A 26,705-nucleotide genomic window follows, 5' to 3' on the forward strand; every position below is an offset into this window, starting at 1 on the left:
TCTTTCTCTTCTTCTATCTATTATCATCAAGACAATTAAAATACCATAAGAAAAAAAGTTGCCAAACACTGTCCATACTGTCTCTTCTAAACTCGTATAGTAATACAGCTGGAAGGATAAACCATGATACATATATGACAGAGAACTCCTTCACTTTTTTATTTTGAAATGTAGCCTTCTAGGATTCCCTTTAACATTTGACTTGTCGACATAATCCAAATCCTCCTCCAATCTTGTTTAACAAGATTGGTTCTCCTAACTATTTGCAGGAATCTCCCCCCTCTTTCTATAAATAAAACTATATAAGATCCGATTTTTAGAGGAGATGATAAAACATGTTTACAAGTCGTGTTGTTTTATTAACAGGAGCGGCCAGTGGGATTGGTTATGAGATTGGAAAAACATTTGCAAAAGAAGGAGCTACCGTTGTTATTACGGATCGATTAGAAGAATCTGCAAAAGCGGCAGCAAAAAAATTAGAAGATGAGGGCTATAAGGCTATTGGACTACGGTGCGATGTAACTATAGAACAAGAAATTAAACATGCTATTTCTAAAACTGTACAGCAATTTGGCGCACTTCACATATTAGTCAATAACGCTGGCATGCAGTTCGTTTCACCAATTGAAGAATTCCCTACCGAAAAATTTGAATTACTTATTAAAATTATGCAAATCGCTCCGTTTATTGCCATAAAACACGCTTTTCCAATTATGAAAAAACAACAATACGGCCGCATTATTAATATTGCTTCTATTAATGGTTTAGTTGGATTTGCAGGAAAATCTGCTTATAATAGTGCAAAACATGGTGTTATTGGATTAACAAAAGTAGCAGCATTAGAAGGGGCCGAGCATGGCATTACCGTAAATGCACTTTGCCCTGGTTATGTAGATACCCAACTCGTTCGTAATCAATTACAAGATTTAGCAACAACTCGTAACGTTCCGCTAGAACATGTATTAGAAGAAGTGATTTATCCGCTCGTCCCACAAAAACGTCTCTTACAAGTAGAAGAAATTGCAAACTATGCCTTATTTTTAGCAAGTGAAACAACAAAAGGCGTTACAGGACAAGCAGTTGTCATTGATGGTGGTTATACAGCCCAGTAAAAAAGAAACGGATTGTGCTTCGTCGCACAATCCGTTTCTTTACTCTGGAGTTCCATATTGCTTCATCTGTTGTGGTAATTTTTCAATTGCAACAATTACACTATCTAACTTACTTTCAATACGTTGTAGTAAGTACAGTGTAACAGCAATTGGAAATCCAACATTACCAATAACGGATACCCACTCTTCCATACTCCCTCCTCCTTTCTTCTTATAAATAAGCGAAAATGAGAGAGTGTGGTAAATAATATGTTTTCTAATTATATATTTAGTTGTTTCCCTACGGTTCCTTTCTCAAATAAAACTTGAAACAGTCTTGCATCGGCGCATTCTGTATGATGAAGAAGCAATAATCTACCAACCTGCAATGCTTGGCGTTTTGCTTCTAAACGACGTTCTTTATCTTGAATATCATCTAAATCTGCGACATGCGCTAGGCCAATTGTTCGGCGAATTATTTCGCACCCAGCAAATCCAACTGCATCTATAAAAATATTTCGAAGTACAATTGGCAGCCACTGTTTTTCTTTCGTATACGATTCTACCCCTTCAAGCATCCATAGCTTAGTAAAGCTTTCTACAAACACTGTCCATGTCTGCACAATATGATGGAATAGTACAGCACGATTCTTCTCTTCACGTGACAGTGCATTTAGTAATAAGTTTGCAATGAATTGGCCTAAATCAAAGCCAAACGGACCAAATGTTGCAAATTCGGGATCAATCACTTTCGTTTCATCTCTTGTTGCAAATATACTTCCTGTATGTAAATCCCCATGAATAAGCGCTTCTTTTTTCGTTAAAAACTTATATTTATACTGTGCAACCTGTAGCTTCACTTTTTTATCACACCACAGTTCATCCACCGCACTTTGTAACTCCTCTTCATATTCATTTGTTTCACTATTTGAAAATGGATCTGTAAACACAAGATCTTCTGTAATTTTGCAAAGGTCAGGGTTAACGAATTCCCCTTCAAGTACACGCTTTTTTTCTGCAGATAACCCAAAGTTAGATGTATAAAAGAGAGTATGAGCTAAATAAGAACCGATATGCTGTGATAAAAGTGGATACTCTTCTCCCTTAATGAGACCCACTCTTGCAATTGTAAATGATGATAAATCTTCCATTACCGTAATCGCTAACGTTTCATCATGACTGTATACTTTTGGTACATATTGCGGCACATACTTTGCAAACACTTGCAACGCATTACTCTCAATCGTTGCACGCTTTAGCGAAAGAGGCCAGCTTTCTCCAACTACTTTTGCATATGGGAGTGCTTGCTTAATAATTAAACTTTGATGATTGCTTTGCAAATGAAAAACATAATTTAAATTTCCATCTCCAATTTCTCGGCATGTTACTTCTTCATTTTCTGTAAAATAATCATGCTGCCTCGCATATAAAACCGCTGTTTTTTCTGTTAATGGTTGATATCCCATCTTCTTCTCCCCCTAAACATATTAGGGCTTTCCTCATAAGAAAAACCCCTTTCTACACCGAAAGAGGTTTGAAGTTTCACTTCTCCCCTCTTATCTGTCAGAAAGCTATTCTTTCTGCTGGAATTAGCACCGTGCCTTACTAGGCGTAAACACGCCCCATTTCACAATGGTATTACGGTCGGTTGCTGGGTTTCATCGGGCCAAATCCCTCCACCTGCTCTTGATAAGAGTTTATGAATTTATCTGAATTTTTCAGTTTCTGATGTTGAATATATCAAACATAAAATCAATTTGTCAATATTTTTTGTTATATAATTCCGAGCGGCAATCCATAAAAATTGGAATCCCTTTACGCACCTCTCCAACCTTCTGTACATCAATTGTGCCTAATAAAATTGTTTCTTCTTCCGTTGCTTCGCTTACGATGTCTCCCCACGGATCAATAATAAGCGAGTTTCCAGCAAACACATTATTAGGATCACTTCCAGAGCGATTACATGCAACAACGTAACATTGATTTTCCACTGCACGTGCTTGTAATAATAAACGCCAATGTTTCACACGAACGAGTGGCCACTCTGCGACAACAAAAAGTATTTTTGCTCCACTTGTCGTATGAACACGCATCCATTCCGGGAAACGAATATCGTAACAAATGACTCCAGCACAAGGAATACCCTCTAAGTCTATATGACCTGTTTCATTTCCAGCAATTAAATACTTATGTTCATCCATAAGCTGAAAAAGATGCGCTTTACTATATTCTGCAAGTTGTTCCCCCTCTCGGTTATACGTATACATTGTATTCGTTACTCCTTCGTTCGTTTGCTTTGCAACTGATCCACCTACAATATTCACCCGAAATGTTTTTGCCCATCTGGAGAGATACCTTTTTGATGATTGTCCATCTTGATCTGCAATTTCAGATAAACGCTTCAAATCATATCCAGTAGTCCATAATTCAGGTAAAACAATGACATCTGGTTTTGCAATCATCGCTTCTTTTATTTTTTTCTCAGCATGCTCTATATTTTTGTTTACATCTCCAAATGCAATATCCATTTGAATGCAAGCAACTTTCATAGCTTTCCCTACCCCCTTTTATTTTCTCTTTACAAATAGTTTGAAAGATTATATCATTGGTCACTAGAATTGTAACAATTTTCTAAAGAGGTGGAAAGAATGAAACATTTCAAACCTTCTAAGACTGTCACATCCTTACCAACACAATTTTTCGCATCTCTTGTTGCAAAGGTAAATGGAGCAGTAAAAGCAGGTCATGACGTAATTAATTTAGGGCAAGGAAATCCAGATCAACCAACCCCAACGCATATTATAAAAGCCCTTCAGCACGCAGCTGAAGAACCGCTTCATCATAAATATCCACCGTTTCGTGGACACGAAAGCTTAAAAGAAGCTGTCGCCATATTTTATGAACGTGAATATGGTGTTCAGTTAAATCCGAAAACAGAAGTTGCAATTTTATTTGGAGGAAAGGCAGGACTTGTTGAATTACCACTTTGCTTCATAGACGAAGGAGATAGGATTCTTGTCCCTGACCCTGGATACCCAGATTACTTATCAGGCATCGCTTTAGCTAACTCATTATTTGAAACAATGCCTTTGTTAGAAGAAAACAACTTTCTTCCAGACTATACAAAACTAGATGAACAAGATGTAAAACAGGCAAAAATGATGTTCTTAAACTATCCGAATAATCCAACTGGGGCAATCGCTTCACCTCAGTTTTTTGAAGAAACTGTATCGTTTGCAAATGAGAATAATATATTAGTTGTTCATGACTTTGCTTACGGTGCTATTGGCTTTGATGGCAAAAAACCAGTTAGCTTTTTACAAACAGATGGAGCAAAGAATACTGGTATTGAAATTTATACATTGTCAAAGACATATAATATGGCTGGTTGGCGCATCGCTTTTGCCGTTGGTAATGAAAGTGTGATTGAAACGATTAATTTACTACAAGACCATATGTATGTGAGTATTTTTGGTGCAGTACAAGAAGCCGCTCGTGAAGCATTATTAGCCCCACAAACTTGCGTAGAAGAACTCGTTAGCCGTTATGAATCGAGACGCCAAGCGCTTATTACAGCTTGTCATGAAATTGGATGGAAAGCTACAGCTCCAAAAGGTTCCTTTTTCGCGTGGCTTCCAGTTCCAGATGGCTACACATCAGAAAAATTTGCTGATTTGTTACTTGAACAGGCTCACGTAGCAGTTGCACCAGGCATAGGCTTTGGCAAACACGGTGAAGGTTATATTCGCGTTGGTCTTTTACATACAGAAGAACGACTAAAAGAAGCAATCACTCGAATTGAAAAATTAAAAATTTTCAAAAAGTCGTTGACAACAGAAAAAAACTCTGTCAAAATGCAGATATCGAAAAAATAAAAAATTCCAAATTCTTCTTATCAAGAGCAGGTGGAGGGACGAGCCCGATGAAGCCCGGCAACCGATCTACAATTGTAGACACGGTGCTAATTCTTGCAGCATTATGCTGACAGATAAGGAGCTGGTTCTTAAAAAACCTCTCCTTAGCTGAGAGGTTTTTTTATTGAACTAGGAGGTTAGAAAAATGAGTGGAATAACAGCAACTTATTTGATACATGATGATTCACACAATTTAATCAAAAAAGCGGAGAATATTGCCCTTGGACTCACGATTGGTTCTTGGACACATTTACCTCACGTATTAAAAGAACAGCTTAAGCAGTATAAGGGAACAGTTGTTCACATAGAAAGTTTACAAGAAAATGAACAAACAAATATTTACCTTGGAAAAAAAGTAACACGTGGCATTATTAAAATTCATTATCCAGCCGTTAATTTTAGTCATGACCTACCTGCTATTTTGACAACGACATTTGGGAAATTATCACTAGATGGCGAAATCAAACTACTAGATTTAACATTTTCAGATAATATAAAAGCACAATTTCCTGGTCCGAAATTTGGTATTGATCATATTCGCAATGTGTTACAAGTTCATGACCGCCCTCTTCTCATGAGTATTTTTAAAGGCATGCTCGGAAGAAATATCGGCTACTTAAAAACACAACTTCGTGACCAAGCGATTGGCGGCGTCGATATCGTAAAAGATGATGAGATTTTATTTGAAAATTCACTCACACCATTCTCAGAGCGCATTCGAGCTGGAAAAGAAGTTTTACAATCCGTTTATGAAACGTATGGACACAAAACACTATATGCCGTTAATTTAACTGGTCGTACGTACGATTTGAAAGAAAAAGCAAAACAAGCCGCTGCAGCTGGTGCTGATGTACTATTGTTTAACGTGTTTGCTTACGGACTCGATGTATTGCAATCATTAGCAGAAGATGAAGATATTTCTGTTCCCATCATGGCACATCCAGCGATAAGTGGTACTTTCGTCTCGTCACAATTATATGGATTTTCACCTTCTTTACTACTAGGGAAATTACTGCGTTATGCCGGTGCTGACTTTTCACTTTTCCCATCTCCGTATGGCACAGTAGCTCTTGAAAAAGAAGAAGCACTTCATATTGCAAAAGCTTTAACGGATGAAAACGAACCATTTAAGAGAACGTTCTCTGTTCCATCAGCCGGCATTCACCCTGGTCTTGTCCCAATGCTTATTCAAGACTTTGGCAAACAGTGTGTAATTAATGCTGGTGGTGGTATTCACGGACATCCATCAGGTGCACAAGGCGGTGGAAAAGCATTCCGCGCCGCAATTGATGGGACATTACAAGGACTACCACTTCATGAAATAAACAATTCATTTTTACAAAGCGCCCTCAAATTATGGGGAAATCCATCACAAGAGGTGAAATCATGAGCATTCAAATCTTTTGTGACTTTGACGGCACAATTACAAAAAACGATAATATTATCGCCATTATGAAACAATTTGGACCACAAGAAGCAGAAGAAATTAAAAATCAAATTTTATCTCAAAAACTTTCAATTCAAGAAGGTGTAGGAAAACTATTTTCTTTGTTATCCACCAACTTAAGAAATGACATTATTAAGTTTATTGATGAAACTTTAGTTATTCGTCCAGGTTTTCAAGAATTTATAAAATTTACAAAAGAGCACCATATCTCACTTTATATCGTATCAGGTGGCATGGATTTCTTTGTCCATCCAACGCTTAGTGGTCTCGTTGATCGACAGCAAATTTACTGTAATGCGACTGATTTTTCTAGCGACACCATTCAAGTAAACTGGCCTCACACTTGCGATAAACATTGTAACAATCAATGTGGCCTATGCAAACCGACTCTCATTCGCAAGCTAAGCTCAAAACATGACTATAAAATCGTCATTGGTGATTCTATTACGGATTTACAAGCTGCAAAACTGGCTGACAAAGTATTTGCGCGTGATTTTTTAATTACAAAATGCGAAGAACATGGAATTCCATATACACCGTTTGAAACGTTCCATGATATAAATCTTGAACTACAGCAATTATTGGAGGTGACAAAATGAAGCAGCTATTCCGGCAATGGCAAGAACTAAGTAATTTAAAGAAAGAACTTACAAACCGTAATTGGTTTCCTGCAACAAGTGGAAATATCTCAATTAAAGTAAGCAATGATCCGCTCACCTTTCTTGTAACAGCGAGTGGAAAAGATAAAACAAAAACAACACCAGATGATTTCTTATTAGTAGATGCTGCTGGGATCCCTGTTCTAGAAACAGATTTACGTCCTTCTGCCGAAACATTGCTACATACACACATTTATAACGAAACAACAGCTGGCTGTGTATTACACGTTCATACAACTGATAATAACGTCATTACAAATTTGTATGAATCAGAAGTCACCCTTGCTAATCAAGAAATTATTAAAGCGTTGAACATATGGGAAGAAGGTGCTTCTATTACAATCCCTATCATTGAAAATCATGCTCATATTCCTAAACTTGGCGTAGAATTTAAAAAGCATATTAATGGAGACACAGGAGCCATTTTAATACGAAACCATGGCATTACTGTATGGGGAAAAGATAGCTTTGATACAAAAAAGAGATTAGAAGCATATGAATTTTTATTTCAATTTCATTTAAAACTATTATCTATTCAAGGAGGCGTTCCACATGGCGCAAATTCGTATTCACGAAGTTAACACTCGTATTGAAACAGAAAAAGAAGTACAACAATTTTTACAAAATGAAGGTGTTTTATATGAAAAGTGGGACATTACAAAACTACCTATTCATTTAATAGATAACTACGCTTTAACAGATGCAGAAAAACATGAGATTCTCCAAATATTTTCAGAAGAAATTGCAGATGTTTCTAAACGCCGCGGTTATCAAGCAAGTGATGTCATTTCTTTATCTGTTGCAACACCAAACTTAGATGATTTACTCGTAAACTTTAAACGTGAACACCATCACACAGATGATGAAGTTCGCTTTATCGTTAGCGGCCACGGTATTTTCGCGATTCAAGGGCAAGATGGTACATTTTTTGATGTGGAACTTGAACCAGGTGACCTCATATCTGTTCCCGAAAATACAAGACATTATTTCACATTACAAGAAGATCGCCAAGTCGTGGCAGTTCGTATTTTCGTTACAACAGAAGGATGGGTTCCCATTTATCCCGCTATTTGCGGGCTGTAAGACTCCCACCTCAAAACTTAGAGGATTCAGAGAAGTTTAGGTGAGAGATTAACAGCCCGTAAAAACCCGATTGGTCGGGCTGACACTCAGTGAGGGATGGAGAAAACCTCCACTGAGTGAAGTTTCACTTTATCCTCTACTCGAAGATTCAAAATAATTTTGGTAGTCAGTTGAAGAGAAGGAATCGATCCCCTTTTTCTTTCCTTCTCTTCGCTTCTACATATATACATTCTCTTATGGAACAGGCTTATTTTCCCCCTTTGAAAATAAGCCTATTTTTTATGTTTTATAAAGAATATTTATTTCCGAAAATAGTCAAGCTATTTATTGAATATTTTTTTACAACTTTTTGAACTTTTTTTGAACTTTTTCTGAAAATTCTGTTTAAATTGTGTTACAATACAAATAATAAAAGAAATAGTTAAGTTTACGATAAGAGGAGGAGTAATATGGAACTTATTGTATCGCTTCTGATCGGTGTCTTATTTGGAGCTATTCCTGCAATAATTGGTGCTTTTATGGAAGAATTAGAAATTGGTATGATTGGTTTTGTCGCATCTTCTGTAAGCGCTTTATTATTTAGCTTTTACGGTGCAATTCCTGTTGGGATTCTTTTTGCATTATATATATTCCGTCATGCTCGCTCAAAACAATCTTCTCATAACGAATTAGCTGCCGTTATTCCTTTCCCAGTAAAAAGATCCCGCCGCGCTTCTGGTCTTTCTTAATATACGAACTTCCACTAATCAATTACTCTCTAACATAAAAAGTCCTCAGCTGAGGACTTTTTTTATTGTATCAAATTCATATAGATAATAACTCCTATTGTTGACAATGCAACAATAATAGCAAAGAAAACACCTACAAACTCACCAATGAACTCTAGTCCAAAAGGCAAAAGAAAAGTCAATATCCCTATACATATAGAAAACATACCCGCAACTTTCGCCGGCTTTTCTTTATTCCCTGTAAATTCTTTTTCATTATAACCAGCAATCAAGTGCAAATGCTTTTTCTTCCAAATCAAATAACCGAAAAGGAACATGATGAAGCTTACAATACCACATACAACAAATCCAGCAATCATTTCACCTCTCCACCAACCTTTATTCTTTTATCCCTCTATTTGCGGGCTGTAAGAGCCCGATTGGTCGGGCTAACACTCAGTGAGGGATGAAGCCCCCCACTGAGTGAAGTTTCACTTTATATATTGTTTATATAACGCCTGCGTGCCGCTATTTTCTTCTCCTTCAGCAGCAAGCTCATCATATAATTGCTTTGCTAGCGTTAATCCTGGTACAGCTAGTTGAAGTTTTTCTGCCTCATCTAGTGCTATTTTCATATCTTTTATAAAATGTTTTACATAAAAGCCTGGCGCGAAGTCTTCCTTTAGCATACGCGGTGCTAAATTACTTAATGACCAACTTCCAGCAGCACCAGCAGAAATACTTTGCAACACTTTTTCTGGATCTAATCCTGCTTTTTTCGCATATGCAACCGCCTCACACACCCCTATCATGTTAGATGCAATTGTAATTTGATTACACATTTTTGTATGCTGTCCACTGCCTGCTGCGCCTTGTAAAATGATGTTTCCTCCTAATAACTTAAATAATGGCAGACAAGCACTATATACTTCCTCGTCACCACCAACCATAATTGTTAAACGTCCTTCTTTTGCCCCAATATCACCACCTGATACAGGTGCATCCAACGCATGAACTTTCTTTTTCTTACCTTCTTCATAAATTCGTTTTGCAAGTGTTGGTGTTGATGTAGTAAAGTCAATGACGATTGCTTCTTCTTTCGCAACTTGTAACAGTCCATCTTCACCAAAATACACTTCTTCTACATCATGTGGATAACCAACCATCGTCATAATAACATCCGCTTGCTGCGCTACTTCTTTTGCGGTCTCACACCACTGAGCTCCTTCTGCTATTACAGCATTCGCTTTTTCTTTCGTACGAGTATACACATAAACTGTATAACCTCCATGTAATAAGTGACGTACCATACTCGTTCCCATAACACCTATACCAATAAAACCAATTATCGTTTTCTCTGTTAACTTCATAACCTTCTCCACCCTTTCTTTTCCCCTATCTTTAATTCTATTGTGCATGCTCATTCTAAAAATCTCAAACACTTTCTCATAGAAAAAAGCTGCAACATAACGTCGCAGCTTTCCTATCTTTTTTCTTCTCGATATAAAAAAACTTGATTCTTCCCGTTTCTTTTTGCCTCTTGCAAGGCCATACTCGCTCGCTCTAATAACATTTCCTTCGTAATATCTTCTTCAAATGTTGCAACCCCAAAACTCGCCGTTAATTTAGAAATACCTGAAAATTTTTTCGTTTCTATAAAAAACCGTAATGATTCAGCCATTTGAAAGGCTTGTTTTTCAGTGACTTCCGTTAACAAGATAATAAATTGTCCACCATCCCACCTTGCAAAAACATGACGAGATGATAGTTTCGCTTTCACAAGATCTGCTAATTGTACTAATGCAAGATCTCCAAAATCATGACCATACGTGTGGTTAATCTCTTTGAAATTATCTATATCAAACAAAATAATAGAAACCTGCTGATTAATAAATTTCTCTTCTTTATCTATCTTCATATATATCTTTTGAAATTTCATTCGATTATAAATATCAGTTAAAGAGTCTACAGTCATTAAGCGTTCTTTCTCATTATACTCTTCATCTATATATGAAATATCTATACACGTCACAATACATCTTGAAATATCTTCTGGTAACGGCTCTGCACGTAATAAAAATACGTATGCATTTCCATCTCCATCATACATTTTAATTTTTCTTGGTTGTACTAAACATTCATCTAACCACATCATCGTATGAATCGGAACATAATATCCGTTTTCTTGCACAAGATGTTCTACAAATGACATATGATTTTCATGATATGTGAAAAGATCCTCATAGCCAAAAAATTTTAAAAAGTTTGTGTTACAATCAATAATCTCTGTATCCTCTACAACAAATAACAAGTCATTTTGAAAGTCAAACATCATTTGAAGAAGCTCTTGTTGCAACATCACTTGTTTCACTAACGATAGCTCATATAAACTGTTTTGAATTTCAGTAAGTACCGCTTGCGGCGTGATTGGCGCTAGCACAATATTACGAATCCCCAGTGCAATACAATCTACGAGTGTACGAGTAACCTCTTGATCCCATATAACAACAACAGATGTATGAGAGGCTACCATTCGTTTTACAAATTCCTTCTTTATAGAAGAAGTCGCATATATAATGACAATTTTCGGGTCTACTTTTTCAAATAGTTGCTCTCCCTCTTCAAAACTATGTGCAACAAATAAACATTTCGGCTTTAATGTTGAGATTGTATGCTCATTTCCATTTCCTTCTTCTATATACAACACATTTACATGTAAATCTTGCAATACATTTTGAAACACTGTATTTTCTAATAAAAAACGAAGTATGTTCACCACTTGGCTGTCACTCACTTTATACATCTTGTTCTAATGAATTGTTATCGTACTCTATAATAAAGAATTTCATAAGAACTTGACCATTACATAGGAAGACATTTCTCCTACTAAGCGAACCATTTCATATTGACATTCTGTATCACTTTCTCATTGTATGAATAAGATAACAAATACGTTTGTGCGAATATCTTAATTTCAAAAAACTTGACAATTGAAATGTATCTATTATATCCTTTTACAGTAATTACTTACAAAATGTAAGTAGAAATTCTTTCTACATAAATATAGTAATAAAAGTTGGAGGACTTATTATGACAAATCAAGATTTCTTTACAGTTTTATATGAACGTACATCAAACCGAGCTTTTAATCCAGAAAAAGAAATTTCAAAAGAAGACTTACATGAAATTTTAAAGGCTGCTGGGCAAGCTCCATCTGCTTGGAACTTACAACATTGGAAATTCCTTGTGTTCCAGGGAGAAGATGTACAACGTCGTTTGCATCCAATTGCTTACAATCAACAACAAATTTTAGATGCTTCAGCTGTTGTAGCTATTTTAGGTGATTTAGAAGCAAACAAAAATGTCGATCCTGTATTTGGTCCACTTGTTGAAAAAGGCTATATGCAAGAAGATGCAAAAAATCGCCTAGCTGAAAATATTGAAAATGCATATAAACGTGAACAATATCCACGTGACGCTGCATTCTCTAATGCCTCATTAGCCGCGATGCAACTTATGCTTGCAGCTAAAGCAAAAGGATGGGACACTTGTGCAATTGGTGGATTCAATCCACAAGCATTGGTAGAAGAATTTAATGTTTCTTCTCGTTACACACCAATTATGTTAATTACAATTGGCGAAGCTACATTAAAAGGGCATCCTGCACCGCGTATGAGTGTAGAAGAAGTAACTGAGTGGGCAAAATAAAGTGAAACTTCACTCAGTGGGGAGTCTTACAGCCCGCAAATAGCGGGATAAAAAAGAAGAAGGCAATGTCCTTCTTCTTTTTTATGTTTCCTCTCGTCCTAATGGAACATAATACGATAAATTATTAGTAATTTGTCCTCCTGCTCGGCATCCAATTGCACTTGCTTCTCCATCTATGAAAAAGCTACCATACATATAATGAAGATTTTTTATTTGTCCATCTACATTCATAGACGTTGTTGGTAAATCAACATACTTTTGGTATATACCTTTATAAGCTGTATACGTCCTCTTCTCTTCTTCTATCACTTTCATACCCTTTTCATTATATACTTCAATCGTATCTCCTTCTCGGCCAAATACGGGCTTTTTTACGTAAGAAATATGTTTCTCTTGAAAGTAATCTGCATCTAAATATGTTGGTAAAAAATATTGTGCAATCCATTGATGCTCTTCCGCTGAAAAAAATGGATGGTTTTGTTCATGTAATCCCCAAATAACAGCCTGCACTGCTTTATTTTGAAGTAAAAAGGCAGATGGCGGATTAATGATATGCAATTTCCTATCACATACAAGCTGTAATAGCCATTCTCCAATCGGATCTCCGCTTTGTGCTTCATCTAACAGTGCACATTCAATGGGGAACGTTTGCCTATATAAAATATCAATCTTTTTCCCTTTATCATCATATAAACCGTCACCTTCAATAATCTGCAAACGATCAAGTGGTACAAAGCAAGATTCCTCATCGTATAAACTTTGTAGATATTTTGCCGTATAACGATCCTCTACATGATCTCCGTGGGAGGTAAAGACAATATGGGGAGTATCAGTCTCGATATGTTGCTTCGCTTTGTTTATTCCTGCTGTCACTGCTTGCTGTAACCGTTTTTCTTCACCTTCATTAATATCTTTCACATGAAAAGCTTCACATACATGTTGATTTACAGAAAACAGTTCTTTTATAAAAGTAGGAGTGTCACTATTCAACTCTAATACTTTCATTTTCCCTTCATAAAAAACGAAATCAAATCTAGCAATTATGCTTTCTGACATAGAAGGCTCTATCCGTAAAAAAGATAACGTTTCTACCGGATACCCCATCTGTAATAACGTATCATCATCTAATTGGCGTAATAAAGAAGCTGTTTTAAAGAAAAGTTGACCACAAGCTTTCGTTGCTTCCCGTAACGCATATACTCTTTCGTCATCTAGCATATGCATATCATACAAAGCATATGGTTCATTATATAAATCTGGCCAAAACTGTGGAATTTCTTGATAAAATGCCGTTCTTAACACATCTTTACTCACGAACCACTCACCTTTGTTCCTGAACCAAATCCTTTTTTAAAACTCGAACTCTTTGTGTACTTTTTATAACCTGAATCATTATGAAGGGCTGCTAACGATGAAAACTTCTTTCCAGCATAATAATAATGTCCGTAGGAGGATGAACGTTTATCATCGCACTCCCATACCCCTTCATCATATTCGAATTCATATTGTTTACATTCTAAGTCATCTGGCTTTGGCGGAAGTGTTTCTTCACTTTCACATCCAGCAGTCCCAATTGCTGCAATTACACCAAGCATTACTTTTGTTGTTTTATTCATTTATGTCCCCCTGCACATCCTTTTCTATACTTTTATGATAAAATGAAAACAAAAAATAAGAAAGGATAAATTTGTATGAACTTAACATATTACTTACAACATGGAATACATGATTATGAACCTTTTTATACATATAAATCAAAAGACATCGACCCAAATGAAATATACGCTCGTCAGCTTTGTGAATACTTTGTTGTCAACAAAATGCAGTACGAATTACTTTCGAATGAAATGTTTGAAAATGAAGAACGCCTGATCGTAAAACATTTAGGTAAGGCCACTATATTACAAGATGAAGTGTTTTATGAAAATAATAGTGTATGCATGGAGATTCGGGAATACAAGTCACAAACTTCAATGCCTCTTTTACATACAATGAGAATCTCACACCATGAAATAATTCGTTATTTATTAAAAGACTACATTCATATTCCTGCCATTGGAGTGAGAAAAAGAGATTGTGCAGAGATTGATGAAGACCGTTCTTGTTACGTACTCTATGTTACAACTGATAAAATAGAAGGATGATTTTTTGTTACAATTATGATACAATAGTAACAAATAGATAACAAGTGAGGGATTTTCATTGAATTTTCATGGAAGCTTAAGCGCGATTTTATGCTACGCTGTAACAGTAATGCTTCTATACTTCATCGGAGACGCAACAAATATTTCAATGCTTCAATTTTCAAAAGAAGCCGCTTTTGATTCAGAAGATAACGTATACACGTCCCGCTCTATCGCACCATTACTTTTAGCATTACCAGTATATGCAATCGTTTTATATAAAAGCAAAAAAATATAAAGACTACCTTTACAAACAGAAAGGGTAGTCTTTTTGTTTACCTACATTGTGAATGACCCCTCCCTACTCATTGGGCTTCACCCTCCTCACTCCTTGAGGAAGGGGACTTTTTTCGGAAGATGTTAAATTTAATTGTTGAAAATAAGAAAAAATCCTATTATAACCCCCTCCGTTTGTCCAGACCATACATGTACATTGTGCATACATTATAAGTGTGAAGGGGGTGAGAATTATGTTTGGATGTTTTGGATGTCGTGACGACTTCAGAGACTTCAAAGACCACAAAGACTTCAAAGACCACGATGATTGCAAAAATGATAATAGAAATAAACGTCCGTTTTGTAATCTTCTTGCTAACATTTGTATCGGAACTACAATTAGACAATTAACAATTAGAAACGATGGAACTTTCAATAACCTTGTATTTGAAGGATTCGCTAATGGTGTTGCTCTATTCTCAACAACAACTGGTGGCTTCACAGGATTATTACGTGTTTGTCCAGAAGATATCACTTCTATTATTATTTAACAACACTACTCCTTTTCCAGGTGAGATCGTCTCACCTGGACTTTACATAACAAATTATGCTCTAAATAAAAAAACGAAACTGATTTCATATCAGTTTCGTTTTTTTATTAAATGCTCTTTACAAGTTCTACTACTTCTTCAGCAGTTGACATGTTTAAAGCTTTTTGTGCTAACTCTTCCATGTCTGCTTTGGAAAGATTACGGATTTGTGATCTTGCAGGCAGAATGGATGTTGCACTCATACTGAATTCATCTAAGCCTAATCCAATTAATAATGGAATCGCTAACGAATCACCAGCCATTTCGCCACACATGCCAGCCCATTTTCCTTCTTTATGAGCAGCTTCAATTACCATCTTTACAAGACGTAAAATCGCTGGGTTATATGGTTGGTATAAGTATGACACTTGCTCGTTCATACGGTCTGCAGCCATTGTATATTGAATTAAGTCATTTGTTCCAATAGAGAAGAAATCAACTTCTTTTGCGAACTGATCTGCAATAATTGCAGAAGCTGGAATTTCTACCATCATCCCTACTTCGATGTTATCAGAAACTTCAGTACCAGCCTGTACAAGCTTATCCTTTTCTTCTAATAAAATCGCTTTCGCTTGACGGAATTCATCAAGAGTTGCAATCATTGGGAACATGATTTTTAAGTTACCGTATACACTTGCACGAAGTAATGCACGAAGTTGTGTACGGAACATATCTTGCTCTTCTAGGCATAGACGAATCGCACGATAGCCTAAGAACGGGTTCATTTCTTTTGGTAAATGTAAGTATGGAAGCTCTTTATCGCCACCGATGTCAAGTGTACGAACAACAACTGGCTGGCCTTCGCCAACACCTTCAAGAACTGCTTTATATGCTTCAAACTGTTCCTCTTCTGTTGGAAGGTTATCACGGCCCATGTACAAGAATTCTGTACGGTATAGACCAACACCTTCACCGCCGTTATCAATAATACCTTTTACATCTTTTGGTGTTCCGATGTTTGCTACAAGCTCAACATGATGACCGTCAGCTGTAACTGTTTCTTCATTTCTTAATTTTGCCCACTCTGCTTTTTGCGCTTCGAACTTCGCTTTTTTCTCTTCATACGCACGAAGAGTTTCTTCAGATGGGTTTACAATTACTTCTCCGTCTAAACCGTCGATAATTACGATATCGCCGTTTTGGATTTCTTCCATAACAACTTTCGTACCAACAACAGCTGGGATTTCCATAGAACGTGCCATAATTGCAGAGTGAGACGTACGTCCACCGATATCAGTTGTGAAGCCTTTTGCATATTTACGGTTTAACTGTGCTGTATCTGATGGTGTTAAGTCTTCTGCAATAATAACAACTTCTTCAGAAATTGTGCTTGGATTTGAGAAGTTAATGCCAAGTAAGTGTGCAAGAACACGTTTCGTTACATCACGAATATCCGCTGCACGCTCTTTCATATATTCATTATCCATGCTTTCAAACATCGCAATGAACATGTTTGCAACTTCATCCATTGCAAACTCAGCATTTGTTTTTTCGTTGTTTACTTTATCTTTTACAGGGTTTACTAGTTCTGGGTCATTCAGTACAAGTAAGTGTGCTTCGAAAATTGCTGCTTTATCAGCACCAAGCTCAGCAAAAGCATGATCTTTAATTGCTTCTAATTCAGACTTCGCTTTTTCAAGCGCAGCTTCTAAGCGTGCGATTTCCGCAGCTGCATCCGTAATCGTTTTCTTTTCAATGTTAAATTCAGGGTTTTCTAGACGGAACGCCTTTGCAATGGCAATACCACTTGAAGCAGCGATCCCTTTAATGTTAAGAGTCATTATTCTCCTAACCCTTCGTTCTTCATTGTTTCTTCGATAGCTGTTAATGCTTGCTCTGCATCGTCACCGTTTGCAGTAACTTTAATGTCTGCACCTTGTTGAATACCTAAAGACATAACACCCATGATTGATTTTAAGTTTACAGTTTTTCCGTTGTATTCTAAGTTGATGTCAGCACCAAATTTGCTTGCAGTGTTTACAAGTAAAGTTGCCGGACGAGCATGAATTCCTGAGTCACTAGTTACTTTAAAGATTTTTTCCATGATTTTCTATCTCCTTTAAACTACAGTATATTTTAGGTTGTATAGACGTTTGTACCACAACACCTATATTGTATATAATAGGCGATGTATGGTCAACCTCTATCGCCTATTATAATTATAAACATTTTGCGTCAAAATGTTATTGAATGTCAATAACAGCTGTTTCACCTTTGTCTATATTACCTTTTTTCTTCATTACAACTTGTTGTCCTTCTTGTAAGTTTGTGAAAACAATCGGTGTAATAGTAGACGGTGCATTTTCTTTTACAAACGCTAGGTCAACTTTTAGTAAAGGTTGTCCTTGTGTGACTTTATCTCCTTGTGCTACAAAAGCCTCGAAGCCTTCACCATTTAATTTTACTGTATCAATACCGAAGTGGATTAAAATTTCTTTTCCACCTTCTGATTGAATACCAATCGCATGTTTTGTTGGGAATACATTCACAATTTCACCGTTTACTGGAGAAACAACCGTTCCTTCAGTTGGCTCAATTGCAAAACCGTCACCCATCATTTTCCCAGAAAATACTTGGTCTGGAACTTCTGTAATTGGTAAAATTCTACCTTCAATTGGCATTGCAATTGCTTCATTTCCTTCATTGACATCAGCTTGCTTAGGCTCTTCTACTTTTGCAGGAGCTTCTTCTACAACAGATGTTTTCCCTGACATAATGTCATGAATTTGTGATTTTAACGTATCTGACTTTGGACCAAAGATTGCTTGAATGTTATTTCCAACTTCAAGAACTCCAGCTGCCCCTAATTCTTTTAAACGATCTTTATTCACTTGCTTTGGATCTTGTACTTGAACACGTAAACGTGTAATACAAGCATCTAATGAAGCAATATTTTCTTTACCGCCAAGACCAGCTAAAATTTCACGAGGTAACTCACCTGCTGCTACTCTTCCTTCTCCTTCAGCTGGCGCAACGTCACGACCCGGTGTTCTTAAGTTCCACTTACGAATTGCAAAACGGAATCCAAAGTAGTAAATAACTGCTAATGCAAGACCAACGATGATTACCCACCACCAAGCTGTACGGCCTGGTAATACACCAAATATCATAAAGTCAATTAAACCACCAGAGAATGTCATCCCGATTTTCACATCTAATAGATGCATTGTCATAAATGAAAGACCTGCAAATACAGCATGAACTGCAAATAATATTGGTGCTACGAATAAGAATGAGAATTCAAGTGGCTCTGTAATACCTGTTAAAAACGCTGTTAACGCGGCAGAACCTAAAATACCTGCTGCTATTTTTTTATTTTCTGGACGTGCTTCATGGTACATTGCTAAAGCTGCTGCTGGTAGACCAAACATCATAAATGGATACTTACCAGTTGTAAATGTACCAGCTGTTAATTCTACACCATCTTTTAATTGTGCCATGAATATCTTTTGGTCACCACGAATAATTTCTCCAGCTGCATTCGTATATTGGCCAAATTCAAACCAGAATGGCGCATAGAAAATGTGATGTAAGCCGAACGGAATTAATGCACGTTCAATTAAACCAAAAATAAATGCTGCTAACGTTCTGTTTGCATCAATCATTTGATGTGAGAATGTATTTAAGCCACCTTGAATTGTTGGCCATACAAAACACATTACAATACCTAGGAGTAAAGAAAACGTTGCCGTTGCAATTGGTACGAAACGCTTTCCAGCAAAGAATCCTAAGTATGGTGGTAATTCAATATTAAAGAATTTATTATAACAATACGCTGCTAATATACCAACTAAAATACCACCAAACACACCGGTTTGTAGCGTTGGAATTCCTAATACATACGCATAAGCAGGATCTGTAAACCCAACTTTCACTACATCTCCAGCGCTACTTGTTACTTTCACAAATTGTTCTACTTCTAAGAACACGCTCATCGTTTTATTCATAATTAGGTAACCAACGAATGCAGCTAAACCAGCTACTCCGTCTCCACCTGCTAAACCGATAGCAACCCCTACTGCAAATAGTAAGGCAAGGTTTGCAAAAATAATATCACCTGATTGCTCCATAACTTTCGCAATCATTACAAACCAGTCTGCTTTTAAAGCTGGAATGCGGCTTGTGATTTCTGGATTTTGGAATGCATTACCAAATCCAAGTAAAATTCCAGCTGCCGGTAAAATTGCAACTGGTAACATCAGTGCTTTACCGACTTTTTGAAGAACACCAAAGATCTTCTTAAACATGGAAACCCTTCCTCTCTTATCTATAATTTACACTCTTCGACAAACGCCAAAAAGGCATGAGGAAAAAAGATAGAACGATAGCTATACATAGGGTAGTATATCCCTTTCTATAGCTTACATTCCTACCTTTTCTCTACTCATGCCTGATCGAATCAGTAACACGTGTCAAATCGGTATACATATAAGTTCACGTTTCATAAAGCAAACGTTTTCGTTATTTACGGTAACTTGTTTGTCGAAATTTGTAATACTCTGCATGGATTATTATACATAACAACTGTAAGCGATTCAATCATTTTTTTTAACGTTTACATTTTTGTCAAAAACAACTATGTTATGCTTCTTCTACTTTCACTAAACGTTGTAAATGCATCGTTAAGTAAATACTTTCCGCATCATATACTGGCAATTGTAGTTCTTGTTGCATAACTTTCACAAGTTTCCAAGCTAAGTTGTAGCAAAGTGGGTACTCCGCTTTTAATAAGTCAGCAAAACTTGGGGATTCCTCTACTTTCTCTCCTTTTTTTACTCGCTCAATTGCATATTGTAAATGACGGACAAGGCGTAAATAGTGGATGCTCTCCTTATCTAATACAATTTGTAAATTCATTTCAATCAGAGAAATTAATTTTGTAATTAAGCGAGAGTTTTGGTGAATAGAAGAGATTTCAGAGTTTGTTGTGGAGCTGTAAATATGCAGTGCAATAAATCCAACTTCCCCTTCCGGAAGAGAAATATTTAAGCGAGAATTAATTTGTTCTACTACTTCCTCTGCTATTTTATACTCTTTCGGATACAGTACCTTTGTTTCTACTAAAAATGGGTTATCAACTGTAAATCCTTGTTTTAGTCGTTTAATAGCAAATGCAATATGATCCGTTAACGCTATGTGAATATGTTCATTAAGCGGTGCATCAATACGCTCTTGTATATAGAACATAAGATCATTCATTAATTCAATTAATTTTTCACTTACATGTGGGACAAGAAGTTTATATTGTTCACGTTCACGTTTATCTTTTAATACGAACATTTTTTCAATTTGTTCTACCTCTAACAAATCTTTTACTTTTTTCCCAAATCCAATCCCTTTTCCGATAACTACCACTTCATCGTGCTCCGGATGATCAGCAATAATGACATTATTATTTAATACTTTTTTAATTTCCAGACAACGATTCATAGCACACCCCCCTTATTATGAAAAAGTCTGCTTCCATGTTACAGAACAATCTTATTTTTCGTCAATATAAAACATCTACCATTTTAAAAAAACCTATTTTTAGACATGCACTCATAAGAGACGTATAATAAAGTGAAACTTCACTCAGTCGGGGTTTTCTTCATCACCCACTGAGTGTTAGCCCGACCAATCGGGCTTTTACGGGCTGTTAAGCTCCCACCTAAACTTCTTCGTTTTTTCTCAAGTTTTTAGGCAGGAATCTTACAGCCCGCAAGTAGCGGGATAAAAAGGCATACGACTAGAAAGGAGTACGACCATGATTAAACTATTTGTAAGTGATATTGATGGGACAATGATGCAACACGGAGGAATAATAGATTCCCAAGATATCGATGCTTTAAAAAGCCTAGCCGATCAAAATATTCTTCTTTGCTTCGCTTCAGGCAGACTAGACAACGAAATCGCTGAATTAATGAATGAAGTAAATATCAACTTCCATCGCATTAGCGTAAATGGCGTATTTGTATACACACATAAAAATAAACAATTGTTATCGGCTACATTCGACTCTGCCATTTTACCTGACTTATTGTCTATGACAAATACACCTCCATTCTTTCGTTATGTAAGTGACGAACACAACTACTATATTGAAAAGAAAACGAAATTTATTCATGAACTTGAAGAACAAGTGAAAATGAAATCTGTCGAAGAGCCAAACTTGCTAACTAAAATTGATACGACTATTTTTCCAAATAAAATTTCAGTTGGCGGAACAAAAGAAGACTTAATGCATCTCCAAACACAAATTAATACAACATTCCAAGGCAAAGTAAGTACATTTATTTCTGCTGAACAATGTTTAGACGTGATGCCACCTAATATTAGCAAAGGTTCTGCTATTTCTATTTTATTAAACGAGTTTAATCTACAACCTGAAGAGATTGCATGTATTGGTGACTCTTATAATGATATCCCAATGTTTGAATTAACACCACACAGCTTTGCGATGGCTGAAGCAGACGCTGCTGTAAAACAACATGCAACGCACGTTGTTTCATCTGTAAAAGAAGCCGTACAATATGTCATTTCCCATAACAAACAGCAAAAATAAAGCGAAATAAAAAAGACTCATCCTTGATGAATGAGTCTTTTTTATTTCACTACGTAAAGCATTTGTTTTACTTATTTCGTGAAATATTTGTAATAAACTTATAGCGATCTCCGCGGTAAATACATTTTACGTATTCAAGCGGCACCTCATCTTCCGCATACGACCACTGTCTCATTACAAGCACAGGTGCTTTTCTCGGAATATGGAGATGCTCAGCTTCTTCATCTGTTGCAACTGATGCTTCAATCGATTGTGTAGCACTTATAAGCTTAAAACCTAATTTTTTCTCTAAATGCTCATACAATGACTGTTGTAAAATTTCTTCGTTAATATCTTTTACAAGAGAAGTGGACAAATACGTTGTCTCAAAAGCAATCGGTTCTTCATCAGCTAGACGAATACGCTTTATTTCATAAACCGATTCCCCCTCTTGAATTTTCAGCCGCTCTGCTATTTTAGAAGTAGCTGGAACAAGATGAAAACTTAATAACGAAGTACTCGGTTGCATACCGCGAGAAATCATATCTTCTGTAAATCCTGTCATACCTTGCAACTTCTGTTCTACTTTAGGGAGCTGTACGAATGTACCGATTCCACGTTTTCGGTATAAATAGCCTTGCTCCACTAAATTATTAATTGCCTGTCTAATTGTCATCCGACTCACTTCGAACTTATCACATAGTTCATTTTCAGATGGAATTTTATCACCCGGTTTCCATTCACCGTCTTCAATTAGTTGTTTCACCCACTCTTGAATCTGATAATAGATCGGAAATGGAGAAAACTTGTCGATGTTCATCAGCAATCGCCTCACTGCATAAAGATAGAGCTTCTGGATCTGCGATTACGGTTACATTTGGATGGTTTTGTAATGCCGTAGCTGGGCACCCCTCGTTTACTTCTCCTTGCAGCATTTCTTTAATTGCCTCGGCTTTTTTCAGACCAGAAGCAACAAGTAAAATTTGTTTCGCTTTTAAAATGCTGCCAATCCCCATTGTAATCGCATGAGTTGGTACATCTTCTTCTTTTTCAAAGAAACGACGGTTCGCTTGGCGTGTTGACTCTGTTAACTCTACAATATTCGTTGTTGAGTCAAATGGTGTCCCTGGCTCATTAAATCCAATATGTCCGTTCTCACCGATTCCAAGAATTTGTAAATCTACTGGATTCGCATCAATGATGCTTTCATAACGCTTACATTCTTCTTGTAAATCACTTGCCATCCCATTTGGTACATACGTTGCTTTAAATGGTAGATGGTCAAACAATTGTTCTTGCATAAAGTAATGATAGCTGTTTTTATCTTCGTGTGGTAAATTTACGTACTCATCTAAGTTTACAGTGGTTACATGACTTGTATCAAGCTTATTTTTTCTCATCCATGCATAAATTCCCAGTGGAGAGCTCCCTGTAGCCATTCCTAACGTTGGATTTTCTTTTGATTTCACAACATTTTCAATTAATTTATAACCAGCTTCTGCTAATTCTTCTGGTGATTTTACAACAACAATATTCATTTATTTCCCCTCTTTCATATGAATACCTAATCGTACTGTATCATTAACATGTAAATCTTCAGACATAATAACGAAATCTGCATCTTTTCCGACTTTCAGTGCTCCTTTATTTACAAGACCAAACTCTTCTGCTTGGTTAACTGACGTCATCAGTACTGCTTCCTCAATGGAACAGCCAGTAAATGCAATAACATTACGAAGCGCTTCGTCCATCGTTAAAATACTACCTGCTAGCGTACCATCTTCTAATCGTGCGCTTCCATCTTTCACATGTACTGGTTGGCCTCCAAGTTCATACAAACCTTCTGCTAGCCCTTTCGCTCGCATTGCATCTGTAATAACACTTACTTTTTTGGCACCTTTCAATTTGTATGCCATCTTCACCATATCTGGATGAATATGAATGCCGTCGGTAATAACTTCTACCATTACATCAGGGTTTAATAACACGTGTCCAACAACCCCCGGCTCGCGGTGATGTAGTCCACGCATTTGATTGTACAGATGTGTCGCATGTGTAATGTTTCTACCTTTTAACTGTTCATCTGTTGCATCTGTATGCCCCATCGTACCGACAACACCTGTTTCTGAAAGGTATGCTTCAAATTGCTCTGCACCTTCCTCTTCAGGCGCATATGTGACAAGTTTAATTAAGTCCCCACTCATTTCTTGCCATTTCTTAAATTGTTCAATATCCGCTGGAACAATATGTTCAATTGGCTGCGCTCCTGCACGCTTTTTTGAAACATACGGCCCTTCTAAATGAATATATTCAAAATGTGCCCCTTTTTCTTTCGCTTCTTTTGCAGCAACTAAAGCTGCTTCAATTGCTTCTGGAGCTTGCGTCATTGTCGTTGGGAAGAAAGTGGTCACACCTTCTTGTAACATTTCTTTACCAAGAGTTACTAAAGCATCGCTGTTTGCATCCATCGCATCGATATCGTAACCACCATGAATATGAACATCAATCATACCAGGAATAATGATTTTTCCTTTCGCATCATAAATGATTTCACTTTTTTGTGGTACGTAATCTGCCATCAATCCCAGTTCTTCAATATGATTCGTATAACGAATAAATCCAGTTCTTAATACTTCTTCACCTGTATAGATTGTGGCATTGATGACAACTTGCGTTTTCATTCTCATCGATCCTTTCCCCATGTATTACCTACTTGTTATTATTACCTATTTGCCTAAATCAATCATAATATAAGCATGAGTAGTTGTCTAGACATTTCGATTAAATTTTTATTCCTATACTTAATTTAGTTTCCAAATATAATAATCCTTTATTTTATCCCGCATTAACGGGATAACAATCAGTGGGGGATAGAGCCCCCCCACTGATTGAAGTTTCACTTTATCAACGGAAGTGGTGTACCTCCTTGTATAGAAAGATGTTCACCATCTGTCTCAAATTCAATATCTTTCTTAGCGGTCGTATAAATTGTAATACCATGCCGTTTTATACGTTTCGTTACACTAAGATGTGGATGACCGTACGGGTTTTTTTGACCATATGAAATAACGGCAAACTGCGGCGAAGCCATCTTTAAAAACTGCTCACTCGTTGATGTATAAGAACCATGGTGTCCAACCTTCAATACATCTGCGTGTATATCATATTGCTTCATCACTTCCTCTTCCGTATACGTATCTGCATCACCCATAAAGAGGAAATCAGCTTTTCCATAACGAATTTTTAAAACAATAGATGATTCATTATTCTCATCTTTCGCTTTCCCATTATTAAGCACTTGAATCGCAACATGAGGGTCTAACGGAATATATTGTCCTTCTGTTACACGCACAAACGGAATCCCTCTTTTTTTAATACTATTTCTATATGTGTGATACGTGAAAGAGTTATACGTTTTTCCACTATCTAATATAAGTGCAACAGGCATTTGTTCAATAATCGGAATTAGTCCACCTATATGATCCATATCAGGATGCGTACCAATTACAACATCAATCCGCTTAATGTCTCTTTCAATTAACTTATGTATAATAACTTCTCCTGCTTCGTATTGTCCCCCATCAATTAATATAACTTTTCCATTTGGCAACGTAATCACAGTAGAATCACCTTGACCTACACGTAAGAAACTAACTTTCAATTTTTCAGTATAAGTATGGCGTGGTAAAGAAGAAGAAACTGTATGTACAGAAGCATCATATCGCATATGCGATTCACTATTTAACAATATACATAGTAAATAGGCACATAAAAATAAAGCAATCCGTACATCCTTCATCATTTTTCTCCTTTTTTTCTATTTAGTATGACGCAGTAATTATTTCATATGCAAAAAGCCCGGCAAAATTGCCGAGCTCTTGTTTTGTTTCACTATTCATTCATAGACGATAACCCTTGTAAAGAACCGAAAAATAAATCTGCTTCATTTCCTTCTTCACTGTCTTCCATAAGCGGTGGTAGTTCTTCTAACGTTTGTAAACCAAAGGTATCTAAAAATTCTTTTGTAGTTCCATATAAAATGGGACGTCCTGGTCCATCTGCTCGTCCCATTTCTTTAATTAACAAATGTGAAACAAGCGTTTGCAACGCACGATCCGTTTTCACACCACGAATTTCCTCTATCTCCGCCCTTGTAATTGGCTGCTTGTAAGCAACGATTGCTAATGTTTCTAATGCCGCTTGTGAAAGAGAGGCATTCGTTGGCGCATCTAATAATTTTTGATAATATACTGCATGTTCTTGTTTTGTTGTTAAACGATACACTTTCGCATATTTGACAATTTGGAAACCACGTTCTGTTTGCTTGTACTCACTTATTAATTCATCAACAAGATTAATGACCGTATTTTTTTCAATCTCAAGTACTTTCGAAATTTGTTCTGGATACACCCCTTCCTCACCTGCAATTAATAATAGTCCTTCTATTACTGCTTTTTGTTCATTTCTCTCCAACACACAGTCTCCTTCCTTAATACGTTCATTCCATATAAAAGACCGAATCACCATATATCGTGTCCGGTCGCTGCTGTTTATGTATCCCGCTATTTACGGGGCCGCAAGACT

29 protein-coding genes and 2 riboswitches are annotated in these 26,705 nt (G+C 36.6%); of the genes, 12 read left to right on the forward strand and 17 right to left on the reverse strand.

Going from position 1 to position 26,705, the window contains the following annotated elements; all coding sequences use genetic code 11:
* Positions 1-335: 335 nt before the first annotated feature.
* Positions 336-1,112 (forward strand): 3-hydroxybutyrate dehydrogenase, encoded by a 777-nt coding sequence (locus tag BAMA_RS03230; protein ID WP_034635897.1) that lies wholly within the window; start codon positions 336-338, stop codon positions 1,110-1,112.
* A gap of 39 nt (positions 1,113-1,151) precedes the next feature.
* On the opposite strand, the gene BAMA_RS03235 is transcribed toward BAMA_RS03230, so the two are convergent.
* From BAMA_RS03235 to BAMA_RS03245, 3 genes are all read right to left on the reverse strand, one after another.
* A complete protein-coding gene (locus BAMA_RS03235; protein WP_034635898.1) occupies positions 1,152-1,304 on the reverse strand; it encodes a YvrJ family protein in 153 nt (50 codons plus the stop codon).
* A 68-nt stretch (positions 1,305-1,372) separates the two neighbouring features.
* A complete protein-coding gene (gene mtnK, locus BAMA_RS03240) occupies positions 1,373-2,557 on the reverse strand; it encodes an S-methyl-5-thioribose kinase (protein ID WP_034635899.1) in 1,185 nt (394 codons plus the stop codon).
* A gap of 87 nt (positions 2,558-2,644) precedes the next feature.
* Positions 2,645-2,787, reverse strand: a riboswitch (SAM riboswitch).
* A gap of 64 nt (positions 2,788-2,851) precedes the next feature.
* Positions 2,852-3,640, reverse strand: a complete 789-nt coding sequence (locus BAMA_RS03245; RefSeq protein WP_034635900.1) for a carbon-nitrogen family hydrolase — start codon at positions 3,638-3,640, stop codon at positions 2,852-2,854.
* 99 nt (positions 3,641-3,739) lie between these two features.
* On the opposite strand from BAMA_RS03245, the gene BAMA_RS03250 reads away from it, so the two are divergent.
* From BAMA_RS03250 to BAMA_RS03275, 6 genes are all read left to right on the forward strand, one after another.
* Positions 3,740-4,966, forward strand: a complete 1,227-nt coding sequence (locus BAMA_RS03250) for a pyridoxal phosphate-dependent aminotransferase (RefSeq protein WP_034635901.1) — start codon at positions 3,740-3,742, stop codon at positions 4,964-4,966.
* Between the two features lie 14 nt (positions 4,967-4,980).
* A riboswitch (SAM riboswitch) is annotated at positions 4,981-5,086 on the forward strand.
* Between the two features lie 64 nt (positions 5,087-5,150).
* Positions 5,151-6,395: a 2,3-diketo-5-methylthiopentyl-1-phosphate enolase gene (gene mtnW / locus BAMA_RS03255; RefSeq protein ID WP_034635902.1), complete on the forward strand. Its 1,245-nt coding sequence runs from the start codon at positions 5,151-5,153 to the stop codon at positions 6,393-6,395.
* Positions 6,392-7,051, forward strand: coding sequence for a 2-hydroxy-3-keto-5-methylthiopentenyl-1-phosphate phosphatase (locus BAMA_RS03260; RefSeq protein WP_034635903.1), 660 nt, complete (start codon positions 6,392-6,394; stop codon positions 7,049-7,051). Before mtnW ends, BAMA_RS03260 begins: the two co-directional genes overlap by 4 nt.
* Positions 7,048-7,692 (forward strand): methylthioribulose 1-phosphate dehydratase, encoded by a 645-nt coding sequence (locus BAMA_RS03265; protein WP_034635904.1) that lies wholly within the window; start codon positions 7,048-7,050, stop codon positions 7,690-7,692. The genes BAMA_RS03260 and BAMA_RS03265 overlap by 4 nt, the downstream gene beginning before the upstream one ends.
* Complete coding sequence (locus BAMA_RS03270; protein WP_034635905.1) at positions 7,664-8,194, forward strand: 1,2-dihydroxy-3-keto-5-methylthiopentene dioxygenase; 531 nt, start codon at positions 7,664-7,666, stop codon at positions 8,192-8,194. The genes BAMA_RS03265 and BAMA_RS03270 overlap by 29 nt, the downstream gene beginning before the upstream one ends.
* Positions 8,195-8,643: 449 nt before the next feature.
* A complete protein-coding gene (locus BAMA_RS03275) occupies positions 8,644-8,922 on the forward strand; it encodes a hypothetical protein (RefSeq protein WP_034635906.1) in 279 nt (92 codons plus the stop codon).
* A gap of 62 nt (positions 8,923-8,984) precedes the next feature.
* Here the strand turns inward: BAMA_RS03275 and BAMA_RS03280 are convergent, their stop codons facing one another.
* The 3 genes from BAMA_RS03280 to BAMA_RS03290 form a co-directional block, all read right to left on the reverse strand.
* Positions 8,985-9,281: a DUF3784 domain-containing protein gene (locus tag BAMA_RS03280; RefSeq protein ID WP_034635907.1), complete on the reverse strand. Its 297-nt coding sequence runs from the start codon at positions 9,279-9,281 to the stop codon at positions 8,985-8,987.
* Between the two features lie 111 nt (positions 9,282-9,392).
* The gene (locus BAMA_RS03285; RefSeq protein WP_415782848.1) at positions 9,393-10,325 is read right to left on the reverse strand and encodes an NAD(P)-dependent oxidoreductase; all 933 of its coding nucleotides are present in this window, start codon (positions 10,323-10,325) and stop codon (positions 9,393-9,395) included.
* 59 nt (positions 10,326-10,384) lie between these two features.
* Positions 10,385-11,677: a GGDEF domain-containing protein gene (locus BAMA_RS03290; RefSeq protein ID WP_034636241.1), complete on the reverse strand. Its 1,293-nt coding sequence runs from the start codon at positions 11,675-11,677 to the stop codon at positions 10,385-10,387.
* 314 nt (positions 11,678-11,991) lie between these two features.
* Here BAMA_RS03290 and BAMA_RS03295 point away from each other — a divergent pair, with 314 nt between their 5' ends.
* The gene (locus tag BAMA_RS03295; RefSeq protein WP_034635908.1) at positions 11,992-12,609 is read left to right on the forward strand and encodes a nitroreductase family protein; all 618 of its coding nucleotides are present in this window, start codon (positions 11,992-11,994) and stop codon (positions 12,607-12,609) included.
* Positions 12,610-12,690: 81 nt separating this feature from the next.
* On the opposite strand, the gene BAMA_RS03300 is transcribed toward BAMA_RS03295, so the two are convergent.
* Together BAMA_RS03300 and BAMA_RS03305 are read right to left on the reverse strand one after the other, a co-directional pair.
* On the reverse strand, positions 12,691-13,923 hold the full coding sequence (locus BAMA_RS03300) for a glutathionylspermidine synthase family protein (protein ID WP_034635909.1): 1,233 nt from the start codon (positions 13,921-13,923) through the stop codon (positions 12,691-12,693).
* Entirely contained in the window at positions 13,920-14,225 is a 306-nt protein-coding gene (locus BAMA_RS03305; RefSeq protein ID WP_034635910.1) for a hypothetical protein, read from the reverse strand. Before BAMA_RS03305 ends, BAMA_RS03300 begins: the two co-directional genes overlap by 4 nt.
* 75 nt (positions 14,226-14,300) lie before the next feature.
* Between BAMA_RS03305 and BAMA_RS03310 the strand changes: the two genes are divergently transcribed.
* From BAMA_RS03310 to BAMA_RS03320, 3 genes are all read left to right on the forward strand, one after another.
* Positions 14,301-14,753, forward strand: a complete 453-nt coding sequence (locus tag BAMA_RS03310) for a hypothetical protein (RefSeq protein WP_034635912.1) — start codon at positions 14,301-14,303, stop codon at positions 14,751-14,753.
* Positions 14,754-14,811: 58 nt separating this feature from the next.
* Positions 14,812-15,030, forward strand: coding sequence for a hypothetical protein (locus BAMA_RS03315; RefSeq protein WP_034635913.1), 219 nt, complete (start codon positions 14,812-14,814; stop codon positions 15,028-15,030).
* A 232-nt stretch (positions 15,031-15,262) separates the two neighbouring features.
* Positions 15,263-15,559, forward strand: a complete 297-nt coding sequence (locus tag BAMA_RS03320; RefSeq protein WP_051758858.1) for a DUF3915 family protein — start codon at positions 15,263-15,265, stop codon at positions 15,557-15,559.
* Between the two features lie 107 nt (positions 15,560-15,666).
* Here BAMA_RS03320 and ptsP read toward each other — a convergent pair whose 3' ends face one another.
* The 4 genes from ptsP to glcT form a co-directional block, all read right to left on the reverse strand.
* Complete coding sequence (gene ptsP, locus BAMA_RS03325; RefSeq protein WP_034635914.1) at positions 15,667-17,379, reverse strand: phosphoenolpyruvate--protein phosphotransferase; 1,713 nt, start codon at positions 17,377-17,379, stop codon at positions 15,667-15,669.
* Positions 17,379-17,642 (reverse strand): phosphocarrier protein HPr, encoded by a 264-nt coding sequence (locus BAMA_RS03330; protein WP_034635916.1) that lies wholly within the window; start codon positions 17,640-17,642, stop codon positions 17,379-17,381. Before BAMA_RS03330 ends, ptsP begins: the two co-directional genes overlap by 1 nt.
* Positions 17,643-17,781: 139 nt before the next feature.
* Positions 17,782-19,845 (reverse strand): glucose-specific PTS transporter subunit IIBC, encoded by a 2,064-nt coding sequence (gene ptsG, locus BAMA_RS03335; RefSeq protein WP_034635918.1) that lies wholly within the window; start codon positions 19,843-19,845, stop codon positions 17,782-17,784.
* A 334-nt stretch (positions 19,846-20,179) separates the two neighbouring features.
* On the reverse strand, positions 20,180-21,028 hold the full coding sequence (gene glcT, locus BAMA_RS03340) for a glucose PTS transporter transcription antiterminator GlcT (RefSeq protein ID WP_034635919.1): 849 nt from the start codon (positions 21,026-21,028) through the stop codon (positions 20,180-20,182).
* A 316-nt stretch (positions 21,029-21,344) separates the two neighbouring features.
* Here glcT and BAMA_RS03345 point away from each other — a divergent pair, with 316 nt between their 5' ends.
* Positions 21,345-22,142, forward strand: a complete 798-nt coding sequence (locus BAMA_RS03345; protein WP_034635920.1) for a Cof-type HAD-IIB family hydrolase — start codon at positions 21,345-21,347, stop codon at positions 22,140-22,142.
* A gap of 67 nt (positions 22,143-22,209) precedes the next feature.
* On the opposite strand, the gene phnF is transcribed toward BAMA_RS03345, so the two are convergent.
* The 5 genes from phnF to scpB all read right to left on the reverse strand — a co-directional run bounded on the left by phnF (position 22,210) and on the right by scpB (position 26,594).
* Positions 22,210-22,941: a phosphonate metabolism transcriptional regulator PhnF gene (gene phnF / locus BAMA_RS03350; protein WP_084157857.1), complete on the reverse strand. Its 732-nt coding sequence runs from the start codon at positions 22,939-22,941 to the stop codon at positions 22,210-22,212.
* On the reverse strand, positions 22,871-23,659 hold the full coding sequence (locus tag BAMA_RS03355) for a glucosamine-6-phosphate deaminase (RefSeq protein WP_034635923.1): 789 nt from the start codon (positions 23,657-23,659) through the stop codon (positions 22,871-22,873). The genes phnF and BAMA_RS03355 overlap by 71 nt, the downstream gene beginning before the upstream one ends.
* Positions 23,660-24,802 (reverse strand): N-acetylglucosamine-6-phosphate deacetylase, encoded by a 1,143-nt coding sequence (gene nagA, locus BAMA_RS03360; RefSeq protein WP_034636245.1) that lies wholly within the window; start codon positions 24,800-24,802, stop codon positions 23,660-23,662.
* Between the two features lie 215 nt (positions 24,803-25,017).
* Positions 25,018-25,920 (reverse strand): ComEC/Rec2 family competence protein, encoded by a 903-nt coding sequence (locus BAMA_RS03365; protein WP_034635925.1) that lies wholly within the window; start codon positions 25,918-25,920, stop codon positions 25,018-25,020.
* A 92-nt stretch (positions 25,921-26,012) separates the two neighbouring features.
* A complete protein-coding gene (scpB, locus tag BAMA_RS03370) occupies positions 26,013-26,594 on the reverse strand; it encodes an SMC-Scp complex subunit ScpB (protein ID WP_034635927.1) in 582 nt (193 codons plus the stop codon).
* Positions 26,595-26,705 lie beyond the last annotated feature (111 nt).

Source organism: Bacillus manliponensis (assembly GCF_000712595.1).
GTDB lineage: Bacteria > Bacillota > Bacilli > Bacillales > Bacillaceae_G > Bacillus_A > Bacillus_A manliponensis.